The organism is Chryseobacterium sp. PvR013, assembly GCF_017833095.1.
In the GTDB taxonomy this organism is placed as follows: domain Bacteria; phylum Bacteroidota; class Bacteroidia; order Flavobacteriales; family Weeksellaceae; genus Chryseobacterium; species Chryseobacterium culicis_A.
In genome coordinates this window covers 958,542-983,083 of record NZ_JAFIBT010000001.1, presented here as the reverse complement: position 1 = coordinate 983,083, position 24,542 = coordinate 958,542, and the positions used below count along the sequence as shown (strand labels likewise).

The window sequence follows — 24,542 nt, the reverse complement described above, 5'->3', positions numbered from 1 at the left end:
TTCTTGTTTTATGAACCAGATTTACATTATATGATTAATGAATTACAGGAAGCTAAAACGCTAATCTTCTACAAATAAAAACAGCAGGAAAATTACTCCTGCTGTTTCTTATTATGAATCTATTGATCTTTTATCTTTCAATCATAATATTCTTCACAAGTGTCTCTTCACCCACTTTCAAAACTCCAATATACACTCCGTTCTGAAGCCCTGAAACATTAATTTTCCTTTCATTATTCACTTTCAGCATGGATCTTCCCATAGTATTGCTGATTTCAAAACTGAAATTCAACTCTTTAGACTCTGGTAAATCAATATTGAGAATATTATTGGCAGGGTTAGGGTATATTTTTATGGCTTCCATTGCGTTTTTAGAAGCAGGCTTGCTCATGGTAGTAGAAGCGGTTGCAAAATGCTGTAATGCTCCCACAGTTGCTTTTCCAATCTTGTATACATACACAGGATCCATATTGGTGAAAGTATCCTTAGAGCTGTGAGGGTAGCTGCTTCTTATCCTTTCAAAAAAACCGGTAATCACTTCACCTTTCTGTTCAAAAGGGATATAATCCGTATCTGCAGCAGGATCTACGGCAGTCAGAAGAGGAGAGTAGAGTGCTGTACAGTTTCTCAACTGCTGGGTAACCGCTGCGGAAGCTGCATTATTGCTGGAAACTCCTCCCTGATCTTCATCACAATATACGGTTGTGTTGTTATTTCCTTTCACACCACCCACCTGATCCAGATTGAAGACCAGTTTGATATCCAATTTACGGACACCTCCCTGATACACTACATTATTTACATAATGGCTGCTTCCTTTTAATCCCTGTTCCTCCCCGGAAAAATGGATGAATTTTATAGAGTATTCAGTGGGAACATTTCTAAGTATTCTCGCTGCTTCAAGAATAATGGAAGTTCCGCTGCCGTTATCATTCACGCCCGGACCATAAATGGTGTCGAAATGCCCGCAAATAATGACAAATTTGTTAGGATAAAGGGTTCCTGTTTTGGTAATGATTAAATTTTTGGAACTGGTGCTTCCGAAAGTAAAAGGGCTTTCTTCTATCTGACTGGCCGTATAGCCGTAAGAAAGATATTTATTCTTAATCCAGTTCAGGGTATTGGTATTGGCTACTGAACCAGTAGTTTTTACTCCCAGATTACTAAACTCTTGAAGATTTGCAGTGATATTGGTTTGAGTAACCATATCCGCTCTGTCTTTGTAAGCCTGAATAAAAGTTTGAGCTCCAATGGACTGCATCATAAAGGCAGCACATAAAAGTGTTGTGATTTTTTTCATATTAAAATATTATTTTGGTAACACGAATGTAGTAAATAAATCACAATAATGTGTTTAATATTTTAAAACAAATGTAAATTTATTATGAATATCATATCAATATACTACAGGGCTTTGTAAATATTATAATTCTTTTAATGCTGTGAAAAATAAAACCTTTGAACTGCTTCAAAGGTTTTTATATCAATAAGGTCTTATGATAATGTAAATTATTTTTCAATCATAACTTTTCTTACGACCTTTTGGTCTCCAACTTTTAAAATTCCAATATAAGCTCCGTTTTCAAGCCCGGAAACATTGATTTTTGTTTCATTGGTTCTCTTGAATAGAGAACGCCCCTGAAAATCCGTAATTTCAAAAGTAAAATTTTTAATTCTGGAATCAGGAAGCTCAATATTGAGGATGTCTTTTGCTGGGTTAGGATAGATTTTTACCGTTTCCAAAGTGTTTTTTACATCAGTTTCATGAGTTCCCAATGTACCGGTAGCAACCGCAAAATGCTGCAGCGCTCCAACAGATGCTTTTCCTATCTTGTAAATATATACAGGATCGGTATTGGCAAAAGTATCATTAACGGTATGTGGGTAGGTACTTCTGATTCTTTCAAAGAAACCTGTGATCACTTCACCTTTCTGTTCAAAAGGAATATAATCTGTATCTGCAGCCGGATCTACTGCGGTTAAAAGAGGAGAGTAAAGTGCTGTACAGTTTCTCAGCTCCTGGGTTACAGCAGCGGAAGCCGCATTATTTGAAGAAAGTCCACCTTGATCTTCATCACAGTAAACCGTATTATTATTGTTTCCCATTACACCACCTACCTGATCCAGATTAAAGACCAGTTTAATATCCAGAACACGGGTTCCACTCTGATAAGCTACATTGTTTACATAATGTTTGCTTCCCAAAAGTCCCTGTTCTTCCCCGGAAAAATGGATGAATTTTATAGAATATTCTGTAGGGACATCTTTCAGAATCCTCGCTGCTTCAAGGATAATAGATGTTCCGCTCCCGTTATCATTGATTCCCAGGCCGGTAATACTATCGAAGTGCCCACAGATGATTACATATTTATTAGGATATACTGTCCCGGTTTTGGTAATTACCAGATTTTTAGAATTATAACTGCCTGCTGTAAAAGGATCTTCTACAATTTGACTGGCTGTATATCCATAGGAAATGTATTTATTTTTAAGCCAGGTCAGCGCATTGGCATTAGCAGGTGAGCCTGTAGTTTTTACCCCTAAATTGGCAAATTCCTGAAGGTAGGTTGTAATATTGGTCTGGTTCACCATATTTGCTCTGTCCTGATAAGCTTGAATAAAACTTTGGGCTCCAATATTTTGAATGATAACAGAGGCAAATAAAAAAGTAGCGATTTTCTTCATTTTATAGTAGTAATATCGGATATCCCTTGAATACAAACCTAATTCTGAATATCCAGCCTGACATTATTTATTAATGATTATTTTTTTGGTTGTATTTCCTTTATCAGTTTTAATCGTAAAGGTATAGAGTCCGTTTTCTAACGCTGAGGTATTTATTTTTTCCTGATTTTCAAGACTTAAAACAGTGTTTCCCGCCATATCATTTACTTCAACTTTGAATTCTTTTACTTTTTGCTGAAATTCCACTGTTACAAGATCTTTCGCCGGATTGGGATAAATTCTGATGGTTTCACCGGATTTTTGTAAAGAGGTATCGTTTGTACTTAACAGGTTACTGGCTGTAGAGGCAACAGCAAAATGTTGCAAAGCTCCCACAGCTGCTTTTCCTACATTGAAAATATATACAGGATCCAGATTGGCAAAAGTGTCATTTACCGTATGTTCGTTTTCACTTCTCAGGTATTCATAGAAACCGGTAATGGTATATCCTTTGGCTTCAAAAGGCATATAATCGGAGCTGTAGGCGTAAGAAAGATGAGTCTGAAGAGGAGAATAAAGAGTTGTACAGTTCATCAGTTCCTGTGTTACAGCGTTAGAGGCTGTATTATTGGATGATACACCGCCTGTGTCTCTTTCGCAGGTAATGGTATTGTTATTATTTCCAAGAAGTCCACCCACCTGGTCAATATTTAAAACCAGTTTTATATCCAGAACCTGGCTGCCATTCTGATAAGCTACATTATTTACATAATGGCTGCTTCCCACAAGGCCTTGTTCTTCACCGGAAAAATGAATAAACTTGATGGAGTATTCTGTCGGAATATTTTTCAATATTCTTGCTGCTTCCAGAATAATGGAAGTTCCGCTGCCATTGTCACTTACTCCGGGGCCTACAATGGTATCATAATGTCCGCAGATGATAACATATTTGTTGGGGTATACCGTTCCTGTCTTGGTAATGATTAAATTTTTTGAAGTGCTGCTCCCATAGGTGAAAGTATCTTCAGACATATTACTTGCAGTATATCCATAGGACAGGTATTTGTTTTTAAGCCAGTCTAATGCATTGGTGTTTGCTGTTGTACCTGTTTTTTTTACCCCAAACCCTGCAAATTCCTGAAGGTTGGTCGTAATATTGGCTTGGGTAACCATATCTGCCCGGTCTTTATACGCTTGAATAAAACTCTGTGCACCCATATTCTGCAGGGCAATGGAAGTGAGCAATAAAGCTGCAACTTTTTTCATTTTGATACTTTCTTTAGAGATTGCTAATATAATAATAAATCATCATTTATTATTAATAATCATAAGTATCAATGTTTATTTGCTTAATTTTTTGATAAAAATATGTCTTTTTATGTAATTTATCATTATGTTATATTAAAATTCATTTAATGAATGAGATATATTTATATTTTTCGTTTGTTTTGCGTGTTTTGATTTAAATATTTTACACGCTGAGAATTTCTATCCACCAAGTAGGGCTGTTGATATGGTAATTACCCTGAAATGTATATGCTGCCAGCTGGATTTTGAACAGCAATCAAAAAAATGAAAAGTATCTAACAAAAAAATCCCGGGAAATCCCGGGACTATATTGATAACAAAATCTATTCTACATTATTTTACTTGATCTACAACAGCTTTGAAAGCTTCAGGGTGATTCATTGCTAAATCTGCTAAAACTTTTCTGTTAAGTTCGATGTTGTTCTTTTTAAGAGCTCCCATAAATTGAGAGTAAGACATTCCGTGCTCTCTAGTTCCCGCATTGATACGAGTGATCCAAAGTGCTCTGAAATTTCTCTTTTTCTCTTTTCTACCACGGTAAGCATATTGCATTGCTTTTTCTACCGCGTTTTTAGCTACCGTCCAAACGTTCTTTCTTCTTCCGAAGAAACCTTTAGCTTGCTTAAAAATTTTCTTTCTGCGAGCTCTTGAAGCTACGGCATTTACTGATCTTGGCATAATTTAAATTGTTTTTTTGAAAAGGGCGGCAACGGATGTTACTCTTATTTGCACCGTTTCAGGGTTAAATTGTTGAATTTGTTTTGAATTCTTATAAACCGAATATAGATTTATAAAAACTACTTAATTGCTAATTGACGTTGAACGCTTTTCTCGTCCACTTTAGCTACGTAAGAAGTAGTAGTAAGATTTCTCTTCTGCTTAGTTTCTTTCTTAGTTAAGATGTGGCTTTTGTAAGCATTTTTTCTTTTGATCTTACCAGAACCGGTAAGAGCAAAACGCTTTTTAGCACCTGATTTCGTTTTTAATTTTGGCATTGTTTTGCTTTTTTATTGTTTTTGTTATCAATATCTGTTTTGGTTACCCCTAAGGACATTAGGAATAATAGTCTGCAAAATTAAGAAAAAAAAGTGAGACATGAAAGGATTTTTTAATATGCTTAAACAGGATGAACAATGATCTGTAAATTGAAAAGGCAGACCTGCATGGAAACAGGTCTGCCTTTTATAAGTAAGCGCTTTACAATAAGCCTGATCTGTTAAGATTTGAAGAATGCCAAAAGGTCTCTGTTGATCGTTTCTGCTTCTGTTGTCGGCATACCATGAGGGAAACCTGGATAAGAGATGAGTTGCCCGTTTTTAAGCAGGGTAGCAGCCACTTTACCAGTGGTTTCAAAAGGAACAATCTGATCATCTTCACCATGCATTACCAATACCGGTACATCCACGCTTTTAAGATCTTCTGTAAAATCTGTTTCAGAGAAAGCCTTTACACAATCATAATGAGCTTTAATAGAACCACTCATTCCTTGTCTCCACCAGTTTCTCTGGATTCCTTCAGATACTTTAGCCCCCTCTCTGTTGTAGCCGTAAAAAGGGAAGGTAATATCAATGAAGAATTGTTGTCTGTGTTTCGCTGTATTATTTCGGATATCATCAAAAACAGAAATAGGAACTCCATTCGGATTATTCTCATTTTGTACCATAATAGGAGTTACAGCACTTACCAGAACAGCTTTTGCTACTCTTCCGTTACCATGTTTCGCTACATATCGGATCACTTCGCCACCTCCTGTAGAATGTCCTACATGGATGACATCTTTTAAATCCAATGCTGAAACAATTTCCGCAACATCAGAAGCGTAAGTGTCCATATCGTGTCCGTAAGGAGTCTGTTCTGATCTTCCGTGTCCTCTTCTGTCATGAGCAATTACTCTGTAGCCTTGTTCTAAAAAGAAGAACATTTGGGCATCCCAGTCGTCACTTGATAATGGCCATCCGTGGTGAAAGAAAATTGGTTGGCCTTTTCCCCAGTCTTTGTAATAAATTTCTGTTCCGTCTTTTAATGTAAGTGTGCTCATTGTTTCTCTTTTAATGATTAATAATTAGTGAATTTGTCTTTTCTGCATTCACAAATGTAGATAGAAAATCTTTATTATACATTGATCTAAGATAATATTTGATTAATAATTTTTAAATAATAATAAGATATAAATAACATTAATTAAAAGACAAATGAGCTGAAAATCTTTATTTTATGACGAGCTACTCGTAAAAAAGCTCAGCATTACTTTTAAACAGTCTCTGAATGATGACGTATATGATGAAATATAGCTGATAACAGGGATTGCAGTAGTGTTCAATTCTCTCTACTATTGATGGATGATTTTTTAAATTTCTTTCTTAGAGAATCTCCACTTAATGTATTCACACTTAAAGTTTTAATTTAAAATATGCTTTCATCTGCAGATTTACATATAGAACGAGCCTTGTTTCTTGCTGTTTTGATTTTATTTTTCGGAGCAGGATTTTTAGTTACGCTCATTACTTTTATAATTAACTCATTGCTAAAGAAAAATAAAAAAGCGCGGTATTATTTTTTTGTATTTCTGATTTCGGGCATCATCGGAGTGGCTTTGGCAGTGTTCTATTGTTATATGATATTTTTATGACAGGTTGAATACAATATTCCCTAACTATAAATAATTTAAAAAACCACCAGTATCAGGGATATTTTTATGGAACCTCTTTTATTACCTTCGTTCCGGAATTCATTAAAAATAATATTGTGAAAAATTGATGAATTATCAGCAATAGAGAACAATAGTTAATGATAATGACTGACAGACATTTCTCTTAGATAGATATTGATTTTATGACTTTTATAGCTTTCTTTTTCACCCATAATTAAATGATAAATTCTTATTTCGAACTAAGATTACAATCACAAAGCGTGGGTAAAAACAATAACAAAATGGAGTGAAGGAGAAGCTGTAAAAGGAATGAATGTCTCAAAATGAAGTATTCCTGAAGCGGAAAAATGGGAAAGACGAAAAACAAATAGTAATTTTAAAGAATGGCACACCGGATTTATTTATATAATTACGATCAGAAAACGAATCAATCATTTAATACTCATCTGGGAGAGTGGAACTATGAAATACCGCTATTGCTGTATCCTCTCATTGCGGAAAATAGTAAAGTGGAGGGTGTTGAGTTTATTTCTGACAAAGAACAGGGAATCGTCCAGCTGCGTTATTTTTTTAATTTACTGGCAGACACCTATCAGCTGCATTACAAAAAAGCCTACTACGAACCAGTCAACACTATGTTTGAGTTCCTGGAAGCGCTGCCCTACGATTCTTTCGTATTGAATGCTACAGATGTTTTCTATATGAACGAAGAAAAGCACAAAGTTCAGGCAAAAGAATGGTTAGTCGAGATTCAGCAGAAAAGAAAGTTATACAAGAAGGCTGTTGAAACCCAAAATCTCTCTTTGCTGGATTCTTTATTTTCATACACAGGTTACTCCTCATTTCTTGAGATTTTACAAACCGACTGGATTAATTACGGACTGGGATATTTTGAAGAACTTGCCTATAAAAAGGTAGCATCTTCAATATTTGAAAAGGATGGGAAATTTGGACTGAAGGATGCAAAGGGGGTTATTTTGGCGCCACCTGTTTATGACGAGATTTTTGAGGCGGACTATCATCATAATATATCAGTGATTCAAAAAGACGGATTGTTCGGTTACCTGCAAAGTGATGGGAAAGAACTGATTCCTCCCGTTTATGAAGAGGCCTTTGATGTGTTTGACTTTGCTCTGGAGCCATTTGGTGAAGTAAAAGTGAATGGAAAGTCGGGTATTTTAAAAATTTACTCAAATACCTGGTTGGTTCCTCCTGATTATGATGCCGTTGAAAGGCTAGCGTATGGATTTTTAGGTGTAGAAATCGCCGGAAGATTTGGCGTTTACTGCGATGAAAACGGATTGATTATTCCTGTGGAAAGCGAAAATACCTATGAATATGATTATTTTCCGGAGCTGTTTTTTAGCAGACAGAAAGGAACCGGTAAGCGTAGATATTATACAAAAGAAGGGAATTATCTGGGCGATTTTGTGGAAGACAGCCTTTTAAAAACCAGCACCTGTTTCTGGGTGAAACCCAATAAATTCAATAAAAAAGGAAAACTGATAGATGAAAATGGTAATATTATAATAGACGAAGCAGATCAGTTGATTTTAATAGATAATTTTGATACACTGGCAGTTCGTAAAGATAAAAGCTGGAAGCTCTATGACACTTCAAAACACCAGTTCTTATTAGAAAATGAAAGGATTACTAAAGTGAAAGCAATATCCAATGTCGGATATAAAAGCAATGTCTTTACTCTGGAAACTCAAAATGGATCAGGACTTTTCGATGCAGAACATGATATCTGGCTCATTGCTCCTCAATTTGAAATTAAGCAGATTCATTATTTGGAAAATGGATTTTTATCGGTTCAAAAAAATAACGGTTATCAATTGTATGATTTCGAAAAGGGTTTATCAGCTGAAAAGTATGAATACATCTCTAATCCTTTGAATTATAGAACAGAAGAAGGTCTTTTGTTTTTGTATAAAGGAGAAAGCATGTTGAGAATGAATGAAGATAAATCTATTCAGCAGGTAGAAACTTCCGGGTATGGGACGATTTATTTGGATAGGTATTCCTTTAGAGGAAAAGATCTGGAACACTTTATTTCCTTTTATAATCGATGGAAAAATCAGGCAGGTAGAAATTCTGAACAATTTCTGGAGACAGAAGTCATTAAAAAACTGGCTTTTGATGCAAAGGAAAATCAAAATTATGAGGAGGCATTGCGTCTGTTTCAGCTTTCTGCTCAAAAAAATGATGTGGATAGTTGGGTAGAATTGGGCATTTTACATACAGATCCTGACATTGAAATGCTGTTTGATCCGCAAAAAGGCATTATGTATTATGAAAAAGCTGCCCAGTACAACCATCCTGTGGCATGGAACAATATCGGAACCTTATATCATAATGGAATAGGATATTCTTTTAATATCAAAAAAGCCATTCAGGCATATGAAAAAGGCGCTGAACTAGGAGATGGAATGGCTCTTACCAATTTAGGTGATTTGTATTATTTTGGAGAACATGTAATACAGGATTATGATAAAGCTTTGGCTTTTTATCAGAAGGCAGAGAAAAAGTATTACTACAATTACGATAAAATTTCAGAAATCTATTATCAGTTAAGAGATTATAAAAATCTTTTAGAGTATTTAAAGAAGGACTATGATCAATCTTATTCAGGCATCTATTATGGGATTATCTATGAACACGGGATGGGAGTGAAAATTGATTTGAAGAAAGCGGTTAAATACTACGAACAGGCCAATGCTTACAATGCCTACGAATATGCTACCCAACGTTTGCTGTATTACTATGGTAATGATTCCACCTTTAAAAATGAAAAGAAATTCCAGAAATGGAAATCTTTTGCTGAAGAAAATGGCTTTGAAACCAATTAACCGTATTTACCTATATTTGCGTTCTTTAGAATATGACAACTTAATAAAGATAAGGGTTTGATGCACAGGTTATTATTGATATTTACTTTACTTGTTTTTCCGTTTTTTGTTCAGGCACAGGATGTTTTAAGCAAGTTAGAAAGGGAATACGGCCATGCCTCAAACAATACGGCTGAACAGCTTAATCTGGCTCCCAAATATGCGACTGCCTTATTTTTTCATAACCTCAAACCTAAGTCTTACCAGATTTTAGCCACCAACATTTCCCTTGCTGCAAAGCAGGCAGATGGAAAATATGCTACCATTTTATACGCGGTACAAGCCATGAACTATCGGCTGGATAATAAAACAGCAGAGTCTTCAAAAAGTCTTGACATGGCAAAGGCATATAGTTTAAAAACGAATAATAATGAGGCTAAAGGCTATTTTAACTACGCTAAAGGCTGGATTCTGATCCGCAATAATAAAACAACTGATGCCGTTGCTGCTTATTTAAAAGCGATCGAATATTATGAAAATGCTCCTACAACCTCTACATTATATGGTAGATTTGGTAATGTAGCGAAAGAATTGTCCACTATTTATTCCAACCTCAATGAGTATCAGCTGGAAGAGAAATACAGCAAACAGTTTTTGTTGTTAGCATCGAAACAAAATGATCCCAACCTTATCTTCGATGCCTATATGAGAATGGGCTATGTGTATGAACAAAAATATACACAAAACCCGTCCAATACGGAGCTGAGAGATAAAACAGAACAATATTATTTGCAGGCTATCACGACTTTCAATAAAAATAAAGACAGGATGCTTAACAGGAGTAGTCTTTCTTATGCAGCGATCAATTTAGCCAATCTGTATACTGGTTTCGACAGTGATAAGGCAATGCATTATGCCCAGTTAGCTAATAAAGTGAGCCTGGAAACTGGCGATGCTATTCATATTGCTTCTTCATTCGGGATTCTGGCAGAGCTGGCCATACAGAATAAAAATTATGATTTAGCGAAGTCTTATTTTCTAAAAGCCTCTATGGAAATTGGGAAAAGTCCGGTGCGTGATCATAATATTGAACTATCTATTCTTGAATCATTATCCAGAATTAGTGAAGAGCAGGGGAATTACCAGGAAGCACTCACTTATTATAAAAGTTATGTGGATAAATACAAAAGTGTTTATGACCAGGAAAAACTGGATATTACCAAAAGATTAGAATCCCAGTTTGATAAAGAACGTCAGGAACAGAAATATATCAAGTTACAGCTGGAAAGCGACAAAAAAGCACAGGAAATTAAGTTGATCAACATTCTTCGTGCACAGCGCGAGCAGGTATATAACAACTTAAAACTGGTGGAAGAAAACCAACGTGAACGACTGAAGTTTTCAGAACTTGAATCCGAGAAAAAGGAACAGCAGCTTCGGTTGGCAAAACTGGAAACCCAACAGAAGAACAACGATATTAATACCTTTAAAAAGTTACTGGCATTCAAAGAGAAGATCAATACTTATTACATCTTCTTTATCATCTTCTTTATTATTTTGATCCTCTTATTGCTGTACGCTTATAAACAACGTGCAAAATCTATTAAGAGAAGAGATGAACTGCATGCTTTAGCTATGGAACAAGAGAAGCAAAACTCAAAAATATCTACGCTTACCGCATTGCTTGAAGGGCAGGAACAGGAGCGTGGCCGTCTTGCCCGTGATCTTCATGACGGATTAGGAGGCCTGCTTTCAGGAACGAAACATCAATTGTCTTATTTAAATCCTCATCAGTCCGAAAATATAGAGGAGGGAATTTCAAAATCAATTGATCAGATTGATGGCGCTGTAGAAGAGCTAAGAAGGGTTGCCCATAATTTAATGCCTGATTTATTAATGAAGTATGGTTTGGAAGTTGCGATTAAGGAATTTGCTTCCCGTATATCCAATAATGCATTAGACATTCACACTGAGTTTATCAATTACAGTAATTCCATTTCGAAGGAAAAGCAATTGATTATTTACAGGATCATTCAGGAATTGGTCAATAATGCTATAAAACATGCCAATACATCTGAAATTATTATTCAGATCAGCGAAGAAGAAAATCTATTAAACCTTACCGTAGAAGACAATGGTAAAGGTTTTGATCCTGCAGGATTAAATGCCAGAAAAACAGCTGGTTTTCATAATATAGAACTAAGAGTCCAATTTCTAAAAGGAACCATGAATATCACTTCTGAATTGAATATTGGTACCAGCATAGAACTTCAAATCCCTATTTATTAAACATGATAAAAGTAGCCATAACAGATGATCACCCACTTCTATTAGAAGGGTTGAAGAATATTTTAGGAAATAGTGATACAATAGATGTAGTAGATTGCTTCAGAAACGTTTCTGAGATGAATGCAGGTCTTGCAAAACAAAAGGTCGACATTTTATTGCTGGACATCAATCTGGTAGATACCAACAGCATTGAACTGATTAAACCCTTAAAGAAAAAGTACGGCAACCTCCAGATTATTATCCTGAGTGTTCATAATGAACTGCCCGTAATCAACAGTACCCTGGCTGAAGGAGCGTTGGGATATATTCAAAAGAATGCCTCAGTTTCCGAAATTCTGGAAGGAATTACTACTGTATATGCCGGGAACAGGTTTTTATGCTCTCAAACCAAGTCTGTTTTGGAGAAAAAATCAACGGATGGATTAAACCATGTTCCGAAATTAACGCGAAGAGAAAAAGAAATTCTGGCTGAAGCCTCAAAGGGCCTAACAACCAATCAAATGGCGGAAAAGCTTTTCATCAGTCCGCATACCGTAGAAAGCCACAGAAAGAATCTTATTGAAAAATTTCAGACTTCTAACCTGAGTTCAGCCATAAAATTAGCCATAGAATACGGCTTAATTATCGAATAAATATTCAACCAGCAAAAAGGTCTGCTTACATCGCAAAGCAGACCTTTTTTATATAAATTTAAAATTGGTGTAATCATTAATCTTTGAATTTGAGTGCAGCCTGGAACAGGTTTTTCTTTCCTATTAAATCATACTCATCATTATATTCGGGCTGATACATTAATAGGAAAACCCTGCCGTCAAAATCCTTCAGATTGATAGGTTGATCCACCATAATATCATAAAACCTTGTAATAGTGCGGGTAGCCGTCCATTGTTTTGCGTTGCCTTTAGGATTTTTATCAAATCTATGGTCTTTTGCATCTGTATAATACCAGTAAGAAGGCGCAGAATCCATTAAAAACATTTCTTTGTCCTTATTATACAATTCCTCCGCCATGCCTGTATTCTGAAACCACGGAACCTCAGTGTTCAAAAGTCCCAGAGCTCCGGCATAAATATCTTTATTTGTGGTAGCTCCCACTAAAAAACCTTCCAGATTGTTAGAGGTAATCTCGAACAGGAAAGGGGACTTTTTCAGTTCATAAACATCATTGACAGGCTGAATTACTTTTCCGTCCTGTTTAATCACAACTTTTAACGATTGTGCGAAAGTCATAAAACTTAATAAACTAAAAAGGAGGGTCAAACTTAATTTTTTCATTGTATCTCTTTAAATAATTGCAGCAAAGATATCGGACTTTATTTCCATATGCACTGGCTGATTTCAGGGGTTTTTGATCTTATTCCAAACTTCAGTTACATTCTTGTTTTTCAAAAAATATTTTCTAAAACAGATCAGCTTTCAACTGTATTTTTATATAAGCCGTTTTTTGCTTTTTACCATTGGCTGAAGCGGAATTAAGAGGATAGACTTAAAAAACTGTATAGAATCTAGCTTGGTGAATAATTGAAAGGGTACATCCAGAACATTATCAACGCCTTTTATTTTTTTGAAATCAGCGAGTATTATTTTTTTTGCTTAATTTCAGTTATTGTTTTATCTGTGTCCGATGTTTTTATTCTGTTGATTACATCCTGCAAGAACTAGCACGGATGATATAAAGATTGGAAAGATTTTCATTTTATATTTTTCCGCAAATGTATCTGTATTCAGGTCTGTAGCCAACAAAACCTTCTGATATAGGGAATAAATGGCTGAAAACAGGGATATATTGAACGGTAGATTTTGGAGAATTTTACAAAAATGATAACCCAGATAGTATTAATTATTTTAAAAAAAGATGAAAAACGTAATAACCAACTTTTCAATGGTGATGATGTTGTTAGTTTCCTGTTCACCTTCAACAGAAAAAAAAGTGAACAAGGCAGATTCTGCAAATGCAAAAATACATCAGATTTCTACAGTTGATCCGGCAAAGAATAAAGTCGTTGAATCAGAGATTCCCAATGATTTTTCAACATTAGTTCCTATTGATGTATTGAATAGCAAGAGTACAGAGGTGTATGAAAAATTTGGTATAGAGTTCTCGGGGAACTGTTACTCATGTGATTTGGCAAGCCTGTCCATCACAAAGAAGCAGATAATATGGACCAATGTTTGTGATGAAAAGGATATCTTTCAAATTAATGATTTCTCATTCTCCAGGGACGGAAATAAAGCCATTTTTAAAACATCAGAAAGAACTTATATTTTAACCCAAATAGATCAAGCACCTGTTTACGAACTGTCTGTAGAAGGGCAGAAACTGGATTTAAAAAACAAAAGAATATCCAAATATTTTACCACCCAAAAAGCTTTACCTCTTTTTACAGAGCATGATTGTGGTGATTTTGAAGGATAACAAAACTCTGTAAATTTCTTTCTTAAAAATGATTGTTGATCCAGCCAGTAGAGTAGTCTGAATCAACAATCATTAAATATTTTCCCCTAAAAATAAGAACACAAAAAAACCTCAAAGTAATTTGAGGTTTTATATGTAAAATAATGATTTAATTATTTTGCTGGTTTTTTAGGACTCATCATCATAATCATCCTTTTTCCTTCAAGTTTAGGAAGCTGGTCTACTTTACCAACGTGCTCTAATTCCTGAGCAAGTTTTAAAAGCAAAATTTCTCCCTGATCCTTAAAGATAATTGAACGTCCTTTAAAAAATACGTAGGTTTTTAATTTAGAACCTTCTTCAAGGAATTTTTCAGCATGCTTCTTCTTGAATTCGTAATCGTGGTCATCAGTCTGAGGTCCGAAACGGATCTCTTTTACTACCACTTTTACCTGTTTAGCTTTAAGTTCCTTTTGTTTTTTCTTTTGCTCGTATAAGAATTTTTTATATTCCAATACTCTCGCAATAAATGGTTCTGCCTTGTCAGAAATCACTACTAAATCCAATTCTTGTTCCGCAGCAATCTGTCTTGCTTTGTCAATTGGATAGATTCCTGGCTCTACGTTATCGCCCACTAAACGAAGCTCTCTCACACGAATTTTATCGTTGATCAAGTGTAAGTCCTCTTGTACCGGACGTCTCTGTGGGCCCCTGTTGTTAAATCTTTGTGCTATTGTATTATAATTTTATTGGTTAATTACTTAATTTAATTGATTCAAATATTTAAAAATTGAAGGATTCTGTTAATTTTTAAATCCTTCAATCTTTTAATTTTAAATTTATATGGCTGCTTCTTTTTTAAAGTAAGCAACGAAATCCTCCAGCTTCATCACTCCAAGATCTCCTTCTCCACGTCTTCTTACAGAAATCGTGCCTTCATTTTCTTCATTTTCTCCTACTACAAGCATGAAAGGAATTTTATTCAATTCAGCATCACGGATCTTTTTACCTGTCTTCTCGTTTCTGTCATCAATCTGACCGCTAATATCGTGATTTTCCAAAAATTGTGAAACTTTTTTTGAATAATCTACATATTTTTCACTGATCGGTAGAATAATAAACTGATCCGGGCTCAGCCATAATGGGAAATCTCCTGCTGTATTTTCTAACAAAATAGCAATGAAACGTTCCATAGAACCGAAAGGAGCTCTGTGAATCATTACCGGTCTGTGCTTTTCATTATCATTTCCAATATAATGAAGATCAAATCTTTCCGGTAAGTTATAATCCACCTGGATAGTTCCCAGCTGCCATTTTCTTCCTAAAGCATCTTTCACCATGAAGTCAAGTTTAGGACCATAGAATGCTGCTTCTCCGTATTCTACTACTGTTTTTAAGCCTTTCTTCTGAGCTGCATTGATGATTGCACTTTCTGCTTTCTCCCAGTTTTCATCAGAACCGATATATTTTTGTTTGTTTTCAGGATCTCTCAAGGATACCTGAGTTACAAAATCTTCAAAACCTAAAGATTTGAAAACATAAAGGGTAAGGTCAATTACATTTTCAAATTCTTCAGAAAGCTGATCCGGAGTACAGAAAAGGTGAGCATCATCCTGAGTAAATCCACGAACTCTGGTTAATCCGTGAAGCTCTCCACTTTGCTCATATCTGTAAACAGTACCGAATTCTGCATATCTCTTAGGCAAATCTCTGTAGCTCCATTGTGAAGTTTTGTAAATTTCACAGTGGTGAGGACAGTTCATTGGTTTCAGCAAGAATTCTTCTCCTTCATTAGGAGTTTTAATCGGCTGGAAGCTGTCTTCCCCATACTTATCCCAGTGTCCTGAAGTGACATATAATTCTTTCGCTCCGATGTGTGGAGACATTACAAATTCATAACCTCCTTTTTTCTGAGCATCAGAAAGGAAATTTTCCAGTTTTCTTCTTAAAGCAGTACCTTTTGGCAACCAAAGTGGTAACCCTGCACCTACTTTTTCAGAGAATGCGAAAATTCCAAGCTCTTTACCTAATTTTCTGTGGTCTCTTCTTTTAGCTTCTTCCAATCTTTCAAGATATTCAGTAAGATCTTTCTGTTTAGGGAAAGAAATACCATATACTCTTGTCAATTGAGGGTTCTTTTCATTACCTCTCCAGTAAGCTCCTGCTGCATTTAATATCTTAACCGCTTTTACGATTCCTGTATTTGGAATGTGACCACCACGGCATAAGTCTGTAAAGTTATCATGCGTTACAAAAGTGATTTCTCCATCATTAAGATTTGAGATCAATTCAACTTTGTAAGGGTTATCGGCATAGGTTTTTAAAGCATCTTCTTTTGAAACCGGATATAAAGAGAATGTAGAACCTTTCTTTGCATTTTCAAGGATCTTTTTCTCAATCTTTTCAAAATCTTTTTCAGATAAGCTTTCATCCCCGAAATCCACATCATAGTAGAATCCGCTTTCAATGGCAGGACCGATCGTCAACTTAGCATTAGGATAAAACTCAAGGATTGCCTGTGCCAAAAGGTGGGCAGAAGAGTGCCAGAAAGCCTTCTTTCCAAGATCATCATTCCAGGTCAAAAGCTGTACCGTAGAATCCGTGGTTATAGGTGTGGTTATTTCTACTTGTTGGTCATTAACGATTGCGGAAATGGTATTTCTAGCCAATCCCTCGCTTATAGATTTTGCCACATCTAGAGCAGTAACTGCTCCTTCGAATTCTTTGACACTATTGTCTGGAAGTGTAATTTTTATCATTGTTTACTAAGAAATTTTAAGAGGCAAAAATACGGAATTTTTAGATAAAATACTATATTAGCATATATTTAGAATGAGAATTAATATTAAAAATGAAAAAGATGAGGGTGGTTTTTGTCTCATTGAATTCCATATTCACTTTATCCCAGAAAAATACTTCAGAATTTTCGGGTATTTATTTTCTTAGTAGTAAAGCTCATTTTCTTTTCGAAAGTATTTAAAAACAAACCAATTACAATTCAATATGAATACTATAAATGTAGATTTGCACTGCGACTTATTATGTTATTTACTTGAGCCGGGCTCAGTAATTGATGATAAAGAACTTGGTTGCTCACTTCCTTATTTAAAAGAAGGAAATGTGAAGCTTCAGGTGATGGCTATATACTCAGCAACAGGTGAAAATAGTACTGTGTACGGCGCAAAACAGAGTGAAATATTTTCAAATCTTCTGCAAAATGAAAATTTTTTCTTGTTTGAAGGGGAGAACTATAAAAATACCGATAATACAGGCAAAGTAGGGGTTATTGCTTCTATTGAAAACGCATCTGGCTTTTGTAGTGAAGATGAAACCTTAGAATCTGGCTTTAAAAATCTGGAAGCGATCATTGAAAAAACACAGCGAATTCTTTATCTGGGAATAACCCATCATACTGAAAACCGCTTTGGAGGAGGAAATAATTCTGATGTTGGACTGAAAGAGGACGGAAAAGTTCTGCTTGATTACTTTTCAGAAAAAAATATTGCCATTGATCTGGCCCATACAAGTGATCAGCTTGCCTATGGAATTCTTAATTATATAGACCAAAAGAATTATAAGATCCCTATTATGGCAAGCCATTCTAACTACAGACCTATACATGACAAAAAAAGAAACCTTCCTGATGAACTGGCAAAAGAAGTTATTAAAAGAAAAGGATTAATAGGCCTCAATTTTATCCGTAACTGTATTGATGAGAAGAATCCTGAGGTACTATATGAACATATTCAGCATGGCCTTGATTTAGGTGGAGAAGATTTTATTGCCTATGGTGCTGATTTTTTCTTTTGCAAAAACCATCCGGACAAATCCCGTCATCCTTTCTTTTTTGAAGGATATGATGATGCATCCGCTTTCAATTCCATCAACAGAGAAATTGAAAAGCGCTTTTCTTCCGAATTGGTAAAAAAGATCAGCCATAAAAATGCTTTGAATTTTATAGAGAATATGTATAAATAAACTATTCTTGTTTGATTACATCAAAGCATAATTAACAGGTCGCTCCTCGGGAGCTTTATTTTCACGGGGCTTCATGATGTCTATTAACAGAAGATCCCGATGGGATCAACCAGCTCCAATAGGAGCTAACTGTTAATAGAAAGTATTTGGTTTTAAAATTAGAGCTCCGGAGGAGTGACCTGTTAATACCTAATGATAAGATAAAAAATGTTTTTTATACGTTTTATTTTAGATTAAATAAAGCATTTTAAAATATTATAATATAGTATATTACGTGTTTTTATTTAATGTTTTCTTTTGTACTTTACTTTCTGCTTGATAATCTCAATCACGTCAACATTTTGTACTTTAGATTTAATCCATCCATGGATATCAATATAGAATAACGAACGACGGTAATATTCATTATTGGAAAACTCTTCCAGCTTTTTATCAAAGCTTTCAAATGCTTTCTGTCTTTGATCCGGCACCTGATTATTAAGGTTCTTAAAAAACTGAATGCTTTCAAAATGGAACTCTTCCGGCTTTTTCATTTTCTTGGCAAACTTTAAAGTAGAAGCAATAAATTCATCATAGTCTTCATCATTTCCCGACTCATATTTGGCCATTAAAATCAGAATCCGCGTATGAAACAATAGATCTTCCTGTACATTTCCCTTAGATTCTATAACTCTCATGGAATATTCAATCGATTTGTCAAACATTTTACTGCCGAAGAACATAGCGGCCATTTTCAGATAGAGAATCATGAAATGGTGCTCATCAATCCTTTCTCTGAGTTTTTCCATTTTTAATTCTACCTCAGGAATAAGCTTTGTTCCGGTAAAAAATTCCCCTTTTACAAAGTGAATATTCATCAGCGTATTATAATGGGTAAGGAAAATAAGAGATTGAAGGTTTTCATTCTGTACAAAATTCTCTGCATGTACCATTGTATTAAAATTCTTAAAATGCTCTTCCAGAATATCAATATTTCCATACAGAAACAGAATCTTTAGCAGATAAGTATTTCCTTTAATATACCAGACAGGATGACTGTAGATCATCTCTGGCTTTTTATGAAAAAGATCTACCCATTGATAGGCATATTTCAGTGTGTATTTGTAGTCCTGTAAAAGTTGGTTTTTCCAGACATGGGCTTTGTAATACCATAGTTTTTCTGTGAAATTCAGTTTCTCAGGGTTTATATTTTTAATCTGGGCATTAAAAACATCCATCACTTCCTGCCGGTCTGCATCATTTTTTACATAACCGTGAGTCAGCATTTCACTGTATAATTTCAGCGAAAGATTAGATAGTTTTGTAGTATAGCGGTTTTGTTTACTAATCTCCTGAGACTGTTTGATTAATTCTTCGGCACGGCCTTCAATACTTCGTGTAATAAATTGTGATTCAATTACTTTTTCAAGGTCAATAATTTCAGAAGCAATACTTTTTTCATCCAGTTCCAGTGCGGATTGTTTGGTTTTGTCTAATATTTTTAAAGCCTGTTTGTAAAGTCCTTTCTGATAAAGGATATTGGCAAAATCTAATTGCTCCCGAAGCTGGATTCTGTAGTTCTGATGACTCGGGTTCATGCGGAGACTCACCAGGATTTGTTTATAAAGATGGGCTTTAAGGTTGGAAAGCTGCTGTTTTGTGGAAATTTTTTTCTCAATAATCACACTTTCATCATATTCCTTCATTTTATCCATCTCGGAAAATAATAAAAGAAATTTGGCATCTACATTAATTCCGAGACGGTTTACGTAGAGCTTAAACTGTCTTTTTTCAGAGGTGGTCAATGACTTTACCAATACAAACAAAAAATCTTTCTGCAATTCTGCCATTGTATATTTTTAGAAATTAAATTATTGATTAACAAATAAATACGGCTATTTTTTCAGCTATTGAATATTGTAATTTTCAGAAAAAGTGAAAATGAAAAAATATTGCAAGCTGTAGTTTTGAGCCAAAATTAAGTAAAAAACTTCACTTATGAATTCCGAAAAAATTGAAATTTTTGATACAACACTGAGAGATGGGGAGCAGGTTCCGGGGTGCAAACTGAATACGGAACAAAAGCTGATTATTGCTGAAAGGCTTGATGAATTAGGAATTGATATCATTGAAGCAGGATTTCCAATTTCCAGTCCTGGAGATTTTGAATCTGTTTCAGAAATTTCAAAACTGGTAAGAAATGCTAAGGTTTGCGGACTGACGAGAGCGAATAAAAAGGATATTGATACAGCAGCAGAGGCACTGAAGTTTGCAAAGAGACCAAGAATACATACCGGGATCGGTACTTCTGATTCTCATATTAAATACAAATTCAACTCAACAAGAGAGGATATTATTGAAAGAGCTGCCGAAGCGGTAAGATATGCCAAAACGTATGTGGAAGATGTAGAATTTTATGCGGAAGATGCCGGAAGAACAGACAATGAATATCTGGCGCAGGTTTGCGAGGCCGTTATCAAAGCAGGAGCAACCGTCTTAAATATTCCTGATACAACAGGGTATTGTCTGCCTGAAGAATATGGTCAGAAAATAAAATACCTGAGAGAAAATGTAAAAGGGATTGAAAAAGCAGTACTTTCTTGTCATTGTCATAATGACCTTGGGCTGGCTACTGCGAATTCCATTGCGGGAGCGATTAACGGAGCCCGCCAGATTGAATGTACGATCAATGGATTGGGAGAAAGAGCAGGTAATACGGCTTTGGAAGAAGTGGTTATGATTTTAAAACAGCATAAAGATTTGCATCTTCATACCGATGTGAATTCCAGAATGCTGAATGAAATGAGTACAATGGTGTCTGATCTGATGGGAATGTCTGTACAGCCAAACAAAGCTATTGTAGGAGCCAATGCCTTTGCTCACAGCTCAGGAATTCATCAGGATGGTGTGATTAAAAACAGAGAAACTTATGAAATCATTGATCCTGCAGAAGTAGGGGTAAATGCTTCTTCAATCATCCTTACTGCCAGAAGCGGCCGTTCAGCCTTGGCTTACCGTTTCAAACATATCGGATATGAGGTTACCAAAAATGAATTGGATTATCTGTATCAGGAGTTTTTAAAAATTGCAGATCTTAAAAAGGAAATAGGAAATGATGATCTGAGCATGATGATGGATTCTTTCAGCAGAAAAATAGGATAGGTTTGATTTAAATCAAGATAAAAGTAAAATGAACAACAGTAAAAAGACACTTTTTGATAAAGTATGGGACGCTCACGTGGTAGAAACCATTCCGGACGGGCCTCAGATCATTTATATAGACAAACATCTTATTCATGAGGTAACCAGCCCTCAGGCTTTTGCAGAACTTGAATCCAGAAATCTGGAAATTTTCAGACCGGAACAGATTGTAGCCACTGCGGATCACAATGTACCTACATTGCATCAGGAACAGCCTATTAAAGATGAACTTTCAAGAAATCAGGTAGAGCAGCTTACAGAAAACTGTAATAAAAACAATATTGAACTTTTCGGATTGGGACATCAATACCAGGGAATTGTTCATATCATCGCTCCGGAATTAGGGATTACCCAGCCGGGAATGAGTATTGTCTGCGGAGACAGCCATACCTCTACCCATGGAGCATTTGGATCTATTGCTTTTGGAATCGGAACAAGTCAGGTTGCTCAGGTATTTGCAAGCCAGTGTTTGTTGCTTAACAAGCCAAAATCCATGAGAATAACCGTTAATGGTACACTGAATGAAAATGTTCAGCCTAAAGATGTTATTCTTTATATCATTTCAAAAATAGGAACCGATGGCGGAACAGGATATTTCTGTGAATATGCAGGGAATGTGTTCGAAGAAATGTCGATGGAAGGAAGAATGACTGTTTGCAATATGAGTATTGAAATGGGTGCCAGAGGCGGAATGATTGCGCCTGATGAAACTACTTTTGAATATGTAAAAGGGAGAAAATTTGCTCCCAAAGGAGAAGACTGGAATGAAAAAGTAGCCTATTGGAGCACTCTGAAAACAGATGAAGGAGCTGCATTTGATGAGGAACTTAGCTTTGATGCTTCAGATATCTATCCAATGATTACTTATGGAACCAACCCGGGAATGGGAATTTCAATCCGTGAAGTGATTCCGGCTCCTCAAAACGAATCGGAAGAGAAAGCTTTGAAATATATGGGGCTGGAAGCCGGACAGGCTGTGAACAGCATCAAGGTTAATTATGTTTTCATAGGAAGCTGTACCAATGCGAGAATAGAGGATTTCCGTTCTGCGGCTCAATATATCAAAGGAAAAAGCAAATCTGAGGCTGTAAAAGCTCTGATTGTTCCCGGATCTCAGCAGGTTGTTAAACAGATTTATGAAGAAGGATTGGATAAAATATTCAATGAGGCAGGGTTTCAGATTCGTCAGCCGGGATGTTCAGCATGTCTGGCGATGAATGATGATAAAATTCCGGAAGGGGAATATTGTGTTTCCACTTCCAACAGAAACTTTGAAGGCAGGCAGGGACAAGGTGCGAGAACGATTCTTGCCAGTCCGCTTACTGCAGCAAAAGCAGCCATAGAAGGTAAAATTTCAGCTTTTGAAAGTGTAAACTAAAAGTAATTTTAAATTATGTTTAAGCCACAAAGACACAAAAGGTTGTAATGCGAATTTCTTATATGGGTTCTTTTTATCCTTTCTTAAGTAAACTGAAGTGAAAAAACTTTTGTGGTTCAAAGTCTAACAATGTAGAATACATGCAAAAATTAGTTGTTTTAAAATCCCGCGCAGTTCCGTTGCCGGCAGAAAATATAGATACAGACCAGATTATTCCGGCTAGATTCCTAAAAAGTATAGACAGAAAAGGTTTCGGAGAAAATCTGTTCAGAGACTGGAGGTTCAATATTCATACAGGAGAACCAAATCCTGATTTTGTTTTGAATAATCCTAAATTCAGTGGAGAAATTTTGGTGGCAGGAAACAATTTCGGATGTGGAAGCAGTCGTGAACATGCAGCATGGTCATTAACTGATTATGGTTTCAAAGTAATTATTTCCAGCTATTTTGCGGATATTTTTAAAGGGAATGCCTTAAATAATGGCCTTCTTCCTGTAAAGGTTTCCGAAGAATTTTTAAAAGAAATCCTGGAAGGAATCAATGAAAATCCAGACAATGAAATTGCCATTGATGTGGAATTGCAGTCTGTAAGCTTTAAAGATACCACTGAAACTTTCGAAATTGATTCTTACAAAAAAATATGCCTGTTAAACGGCTATGACGATATTGATTTTCTAATCAGCAGAAAACAAACCATCACAGAATTTGAATTAAAAACACAAAAAGCAAATGAGTAACAATTATTTTAAAATCGCAGTTCTTCCCGGAGATGGGATTGGCCCGGAAATTATCAGTGAAAGCATTAAAATATTAGATGTTATTGCGGAAGCTTTTCAATGTAAATTCCATTTTGACTATGGATTGATCGGGGCAGAAGCTATTTTTAAGACAGGAAATCCTTTACCTGAGGAGACGTTGAAAATATGTAAGGAATCTGATGCAGTACTTTTCGGAGCTATCGGGGATCCTGTTTTTGATAACAATCCGGAAGCAAAAGTGAGACCGGAACAAGGATTATTGAAACTACGTAAAGAATTGGGGTTGTTTGCTAATATCCGTCCTTTGAAAACGTATGCATCATTAATTGATAAAAGTCCGCTTAAAAGAGAAATTATCGAAGGAGCTGATATCCAGATTTTCAGAGAACTGGTAAGTGGAATTTATTTTGGTGAAAAATTTACAGACCCGGAAGGAGCGTATGCTTATGATGTCTGCAAATACAGCCGTGAAGATATTATTCCTATCACTCATATGGCATTTCAGGAAGCTCAGAAAAGAAAGAAAAAGCTTACCCTTATTGATAAAGCTAATGTTCTGGATACTTCAAGATTGTGGAGAAAAACATGTCAGGAAATTGCCCCTGAATATCCGGATGTACAGCTTGATTATATGTTTGTAGATAATGCAGCCATGCAGCTGATTCTTAATCCTAAACATTTTGATGTTATTTTGACCGAAAATATGTTTGGCGATATTATTTCTGATGAAGCCAGTGTGATTGGCGGTTCTATCGGACTGCTGCCATCTGCTTCAGTAGGAGAGAAGAATGCTTTATTTGAGCCTATCCATGGATCTTACCCGCAGGCCAAAGGGAAAGGAATAGCGAATCCTATTGCTTCTATTTTAAGTGTAGCCATGATGCTGGACCATCTGAATTTACAGGCAGCAGCAGATAAGTTGAGACAATCTGTAGAACATGCTATTGAAAACAAGTATGTTACCATTGATCTTAATACCAAACAATATTATTCAACGAGTGAAGTGGGAAGTTTTATTGCAGACCATATCAGATATTCCGAGAAATCATATTACAATTTTGAAAATATCAAGATCGGAAAATCTACCATTGTATAAAAACAAAAAGTTCAG

At 35.6% G+C, this 24,542-nt stretch carries 19 protein-coding genes; 9 read left to right on the top strand and 10 right to left on the bottom strand.

The window, feature by feature from the left end:
• Positions 1-130: 130 nt before the first annotated feature.
• From JOE44_RS04540 to JOE44_RS04515, 6 genes are all read right to left on the bottom strand, one after another.
• Positions 131-1,300, bottom strand: coding sequence for a M20/M25/M40 family metallo-hydrolase (locus JOE44_RS04540; protein ID WP_209784523.1), 1,170 nt, complete (start codon positions 1,298-1,300; stop codon positions 131-133).
• A 209-nt stretch (positions 1,301-1,509) separates the two neighbouring features.
• Positions 1,510-2,685, bottom strand: coding sequence for a M28 family peptidase (locus JOE44_RS04535; RefSeq protein WP_209784522.1), 1,176 nt, complete (start codon positions 2,683-2,685; stop codon positions 1,510-1,512).
• Positions 2,686-2,748: 63 nt separating this feature from the next.
• On the bottom strand, positions 2,749-3,930 hold the full coding sequence (locus tag JOE44_RS04530) for a M28 family peptidase (RefSeq protein ID WP_209784521.1): 1,182 nt from the start codon (positions 3,928-3,930) through the stop codon (positions 2,749-2,751).
• 375 nt (positions 3,931-4,305) lie between these two features.
• Positions 4,306-4,650 (bottom strand): 50S ribosomal protein L20, encoded by a 345-nt coding sequence (gene rplT, locus JOE44_RS04525; protein ID WP_034694451.1) that lies wholly within the window; start codon positions 4,648-4,650, stop codon positions 4,306-4,308.
• Positions 4,651-4,769: 119 nt separating this feature from the next.
• Positions 4,770-4,967: a 50S ribosomal protein L35 gene (rpmI, locus tag JOE44_RS04520; protein WP_002979658.1), complete on the bottom strand. Its 198-nt coding sequence runs from the start codon at positions 4,965-4,967 to the stop codon at positions 4,770-4,772.
• A 221-nt stretch (positions 4,968-5,188) separates the two neighbouring features.
• Entirely contained in the window at positions 5,189-6,010 is an 822-nt protein-coding gene (locus JOE44_RS04515) for an alpha/beta hydrolase (protein ID WP_209784520.1), read from the bottom strand.
• Positions 6,011-7,005: 995 nt separating this feature from the next.
• On the opposite strand from JOE44_RS04515, the gene JOE44_RS04510 reads away from it, so the two are divergent.
• Genes JOE44_RS04510 through JOE44_RS04500 form a run of 3 tightly spaced genes read left to right on the top strand, consistent with a single transcriptional unit; the run spans position 7,006 to position 12,374 of the window.
• Positions 7,006-9,474: a tetratricopeptide repeat protein gene (locus JOE44_RS04510; protein WP_209784519.1), complete on the top strand. Its 2,469-nt coding sequence runs from the start codon at positions 7,006-7,008 to the stop codon at positions 9,472-9,474.
• Positions 9,475-9,534: 60 nt separating this feature from the next.
• Complete coding sequence (locus JOE44_RS04505) at positions 9,535-11,742, top strand: tetratricopeptide repeat-containing sensor histidine kinase (protein ID WP_209784518.1); 2,208 nt, start codon at positions 9,535-9,537, stop codon at positions 11,740-11,742.
• A 2-nt stretch (positions 11,743-11,744) separates the two neighbouring features.
• Positions 11,745-12,374 carry a response regulator transcription factor gene (locus tag JOE44_RS04500; protein WP_209784517.1) on the top strand — a complete coding sequence of 210 codons (630 nt, stop codon included), beginning with the start codon at positions 11,745-11,747 and terminating at the stop codon, positions 12,372-12,374.
• A 76-nt stretch (positions 12,375-12,450) separates the two neighbouring features.
• Here the strand turns inward: JOE44_RS04500 and JOE44_RS04495 are convergent, their stop codons facing one another.
• Positions 12,451-13,017 (bottom strand): hypothetical protein, encoded by a 567-nt coding sequence (locus JOE44_RS04495; RefSeq protein ID WP_209784516.1) that lies wholly within the window; start codon positions 13,015-13,017, stop codon positions 12,451-12,453.
• Between the two features lie 580 nt (positions 13,018-13,597).
• On the opposite strand from JOE44_RS04495, the gene JOE44_RS04490 reads away from it, so the two are divergent.
• Positions 13,598-14,158 (top strand): hypothetical protein, encoded by a 561-nt coding sequence (locus tag JOE44_RS04490; protein WP_209784515.1) that lies wholly within the window; start codon positions 13,598-13,600, stop codon positions 14,156-14,158.
• A gap of 152 nt (positions 14,159-14,310) precedes the next feature.
• On the opposite strand, the gene infC is transcribed toward JOE44_RS04490, so the two are convergent.
• On the bottom strand, positions 14,311-14,811 hold the full coding sequence (gene infC, locus JOE44_RS04485) for a translation initiation factor IF-3 (RefSeq protein WP_027372223.1): 501 nt from the start codon (positions 14,809-14,811) through the stop codon (positions 14,311-14,313).
• A 165-nt stretch (positions 14,812-14,976) separates the two neighbouring features.
• Positions 14,977-16,896 (bottom strand): threonine--tRNA ligase, encoded by a 1,920-nt coding sequence (thrS, locus tag JOE44_RS04480; protein ID WP_209784514.1) that lies wholly within the window; start codon positions 16,894-16,896, stop codon positions 14,977-14,979.
• Positions 16,897-17,140: 244 nt separating this feature from the next.
• Between thrS and JOE44_RS04475 the strand changes: the two genes are divergently transcribed.
• Complete coding sequence (locus tag JOE44_RS04475; protein ID WP_209784513.1) at positions 17,141-18,115, top strand: membrane dipeptidase; 975 nt, start codon at positions 17,141-17,143, stop codon at positions 18,113-18,115.
• Positions 18,116-18,399: 284 nt separating this feature from the next.
• Here the strand turns inward: JOE44_RS04475 and JOE44_RS04470 are convergent, their stop codons facing one another.
• Positions 18,400-19,944, bottom strand: coding sequence for a hypothetical protein (locus JOE44_RS04470; protein ID WP_209784512.1), 1,545 nt, complete (start codon positions 19,942-19,944; stop codon positions 18,400-18,402).
• Between the two features lie 148 nt (positions 19,945-20,092).
• On the opposite strand from JOE44_RS04470, the gene JOE44_RS04465 reads away from it, so the two are divergent.
• From JOE44_RS04465 to leuB, 4 genes are all read left to right on the top strand, one after another.
• Positions 20,093-21,256 carry a 2-isopropylmalate synthase gene (locus tag JOE44_RS04465; RefSeq protein WP_209784511.1) on the top strand — a complete coding sequence of 388 codons (1,164 nt, stop codon included), beginning with the start codon at positions 20,093-20,095 and terminating at the stop codon, positions 21,254-21,256.
• A gap of 28 nt (positions 21,257-21,284) precedes the next feature.
• Positions 21,285-22,673 carry a 3-isopropylmalate dehydratase large subunit gene (leuC, locus tag JOE44_RS04460; RefSeq protein WP_209784510.1) on the top strand — a complete coding sequence of 463 codons (1,389 nt, stop codon included), beginning with the start codon at positions 21,285-21,287 and terminating at the stop codon, positions 22,671-22,673.
• A gap of 140 nt (positions 22,674-22,813) precedes the next feature.
• Complete coding sequence (gene leuD / locus JOE44_RS04455) at positions 22,814-23,410, top strand: 3-isopropylmalate dehydratase small subunit (RefSeq protein ID WP_209784509.1); 597 nt, start codon at positions 22,814-22,816, stop codon at positions 23,408-23,410.
• Positions 23,403-24,527, top strand: a complete 1,125-nt coding sequence (gene leuB / locus JOE44_RS04450) for a 3-isopropylmalate dehydrogenase (RefSeq protein WP_209784508.1) — start codon at positions 23,403-23,405, stop codon at positions 24,525-24,527. Before leuD ends, leuB begins: the two co-directional genes overlap by 8 nt.
• The last annotated feature ends 15 nt before the right edge of the window (positions 24,528-24,542 follow it).

Coding starts and splice junctions, on each gene's coding strand:
- JOE44_RS04540 (WP_209784523.1), bottom strand. CDS start 1,300: ATGAAAAAAATCACAACACTTTTATGTGCTGCCTTTATGATGCAGTCC.
- JOE44_RS04535 (WP_209784522.1), bottom strand. CDS start 2,685: ATGAAGAAAATCGCTACTTTTTTATTTGCCTCTGTTATCATTCAAAAT.
- JOE44_RS04530 (WP_209784521.1), bottom strand. CDS start 3,930: ATGAAAAAAGTTGCAGCTTTATTGCTCACTTCCATTGCCCTGCAGAAT.
- rplT (WP_034694451.1), bottom strand. CDS start 4,650: ATGCCAAGATCAGTAAATGCCGTAGCTTCAAGAGCTCGCAGAAAGAAA.
- rpmI (WP_002979658.1), bottom strand. CDS start 4,967: ATGCCAAAATTAAAAACGAAATCAGGTGCTAAAAAGCGTTTTGCTCTT.
- JOE44_RS04515 (WP_209784520.1), bottom strand. CDS start 6,010: ATGAGCACACTTACATTAAAAGACGGAACAGAAATTTATTACAAAGAC.
- JOE44_RS04510 (WP_209784519.1), top strand. CDS start 7,006: ATGGCACACCGGATTTATTTATATAATTACGATCAGAAAACGAATCAA.
- JOE44_RS04505 (WP_209784518.1), top strand. CDS start 9,535: ATGCACAGGTTATTATTGATATTTACTTTACTTGTTTTTCCGTTTTTT.
- JOE44_RS04500 (WP_209784517.1), top strand. CDS start 11,745: ATGATAAAAGTAGCCATAACAGATGATCACCCACTTCTATTAGAAGGG.
- JOE44_RS04495 (WP_209784516.1), bottom strand. CDS start 13,017: ATGAAAAAATTAAGTTTGACCCTCCTTTTTAGTTTATTAAGTTTTATG.
- JOE44_RS04490 (WP_209784515.1), top strand. CDS start 13,598: ATGAAAAACGTAATAACCAACTTTTCAATGGTGATGATGTTGTTAGTT.
- thrS (WP_209784514.1), bottom strand. CDS start 16,896: ATGATAAAAATTACACTTCCAGACAATAGTGTCAAAGAATTCGAAGGA.
- JOE44_RS04475 (WP_209784513.1), top strand. CDS start 17,141: ATGAATACTATAAATGTAGATTTGCACTGCGACTTATTATGTTATTTA.
- JOE44_RS04470 (WP_209784512.1), bottom strand. CDS start 19,944: ATGGCAGAATTGCAGAAAGATTTTTTGTTTGTATTGGTAAAGTCATTG.
- JOE44_RS04465 (WP_209784511.1), top strand. CDS start 20,093: ATGAATTCCGAAAAAATTGAAATTTTTGATACAACACTGAGAGATGGG.
- leuC (WP_209784510.1), top strand. CDS start 21,285: ATGAACAACAGTAAAAAGACACTTTTTGATAAAGTATGGGACGCTCAC.
- leuD (WP_209784509.1), top strand. CDS start 22,814: ATGCAAAAATTAGTTGTTTTAAAATCCCGCGCAGTTCCGTTGCCGGCA.
- leuB (WP_209784508.1), top strand. CDS start 23,403: ATGAGTAACAATTATTTTAAAATCGCAGTTCTTCCCGGAGATGGGATT.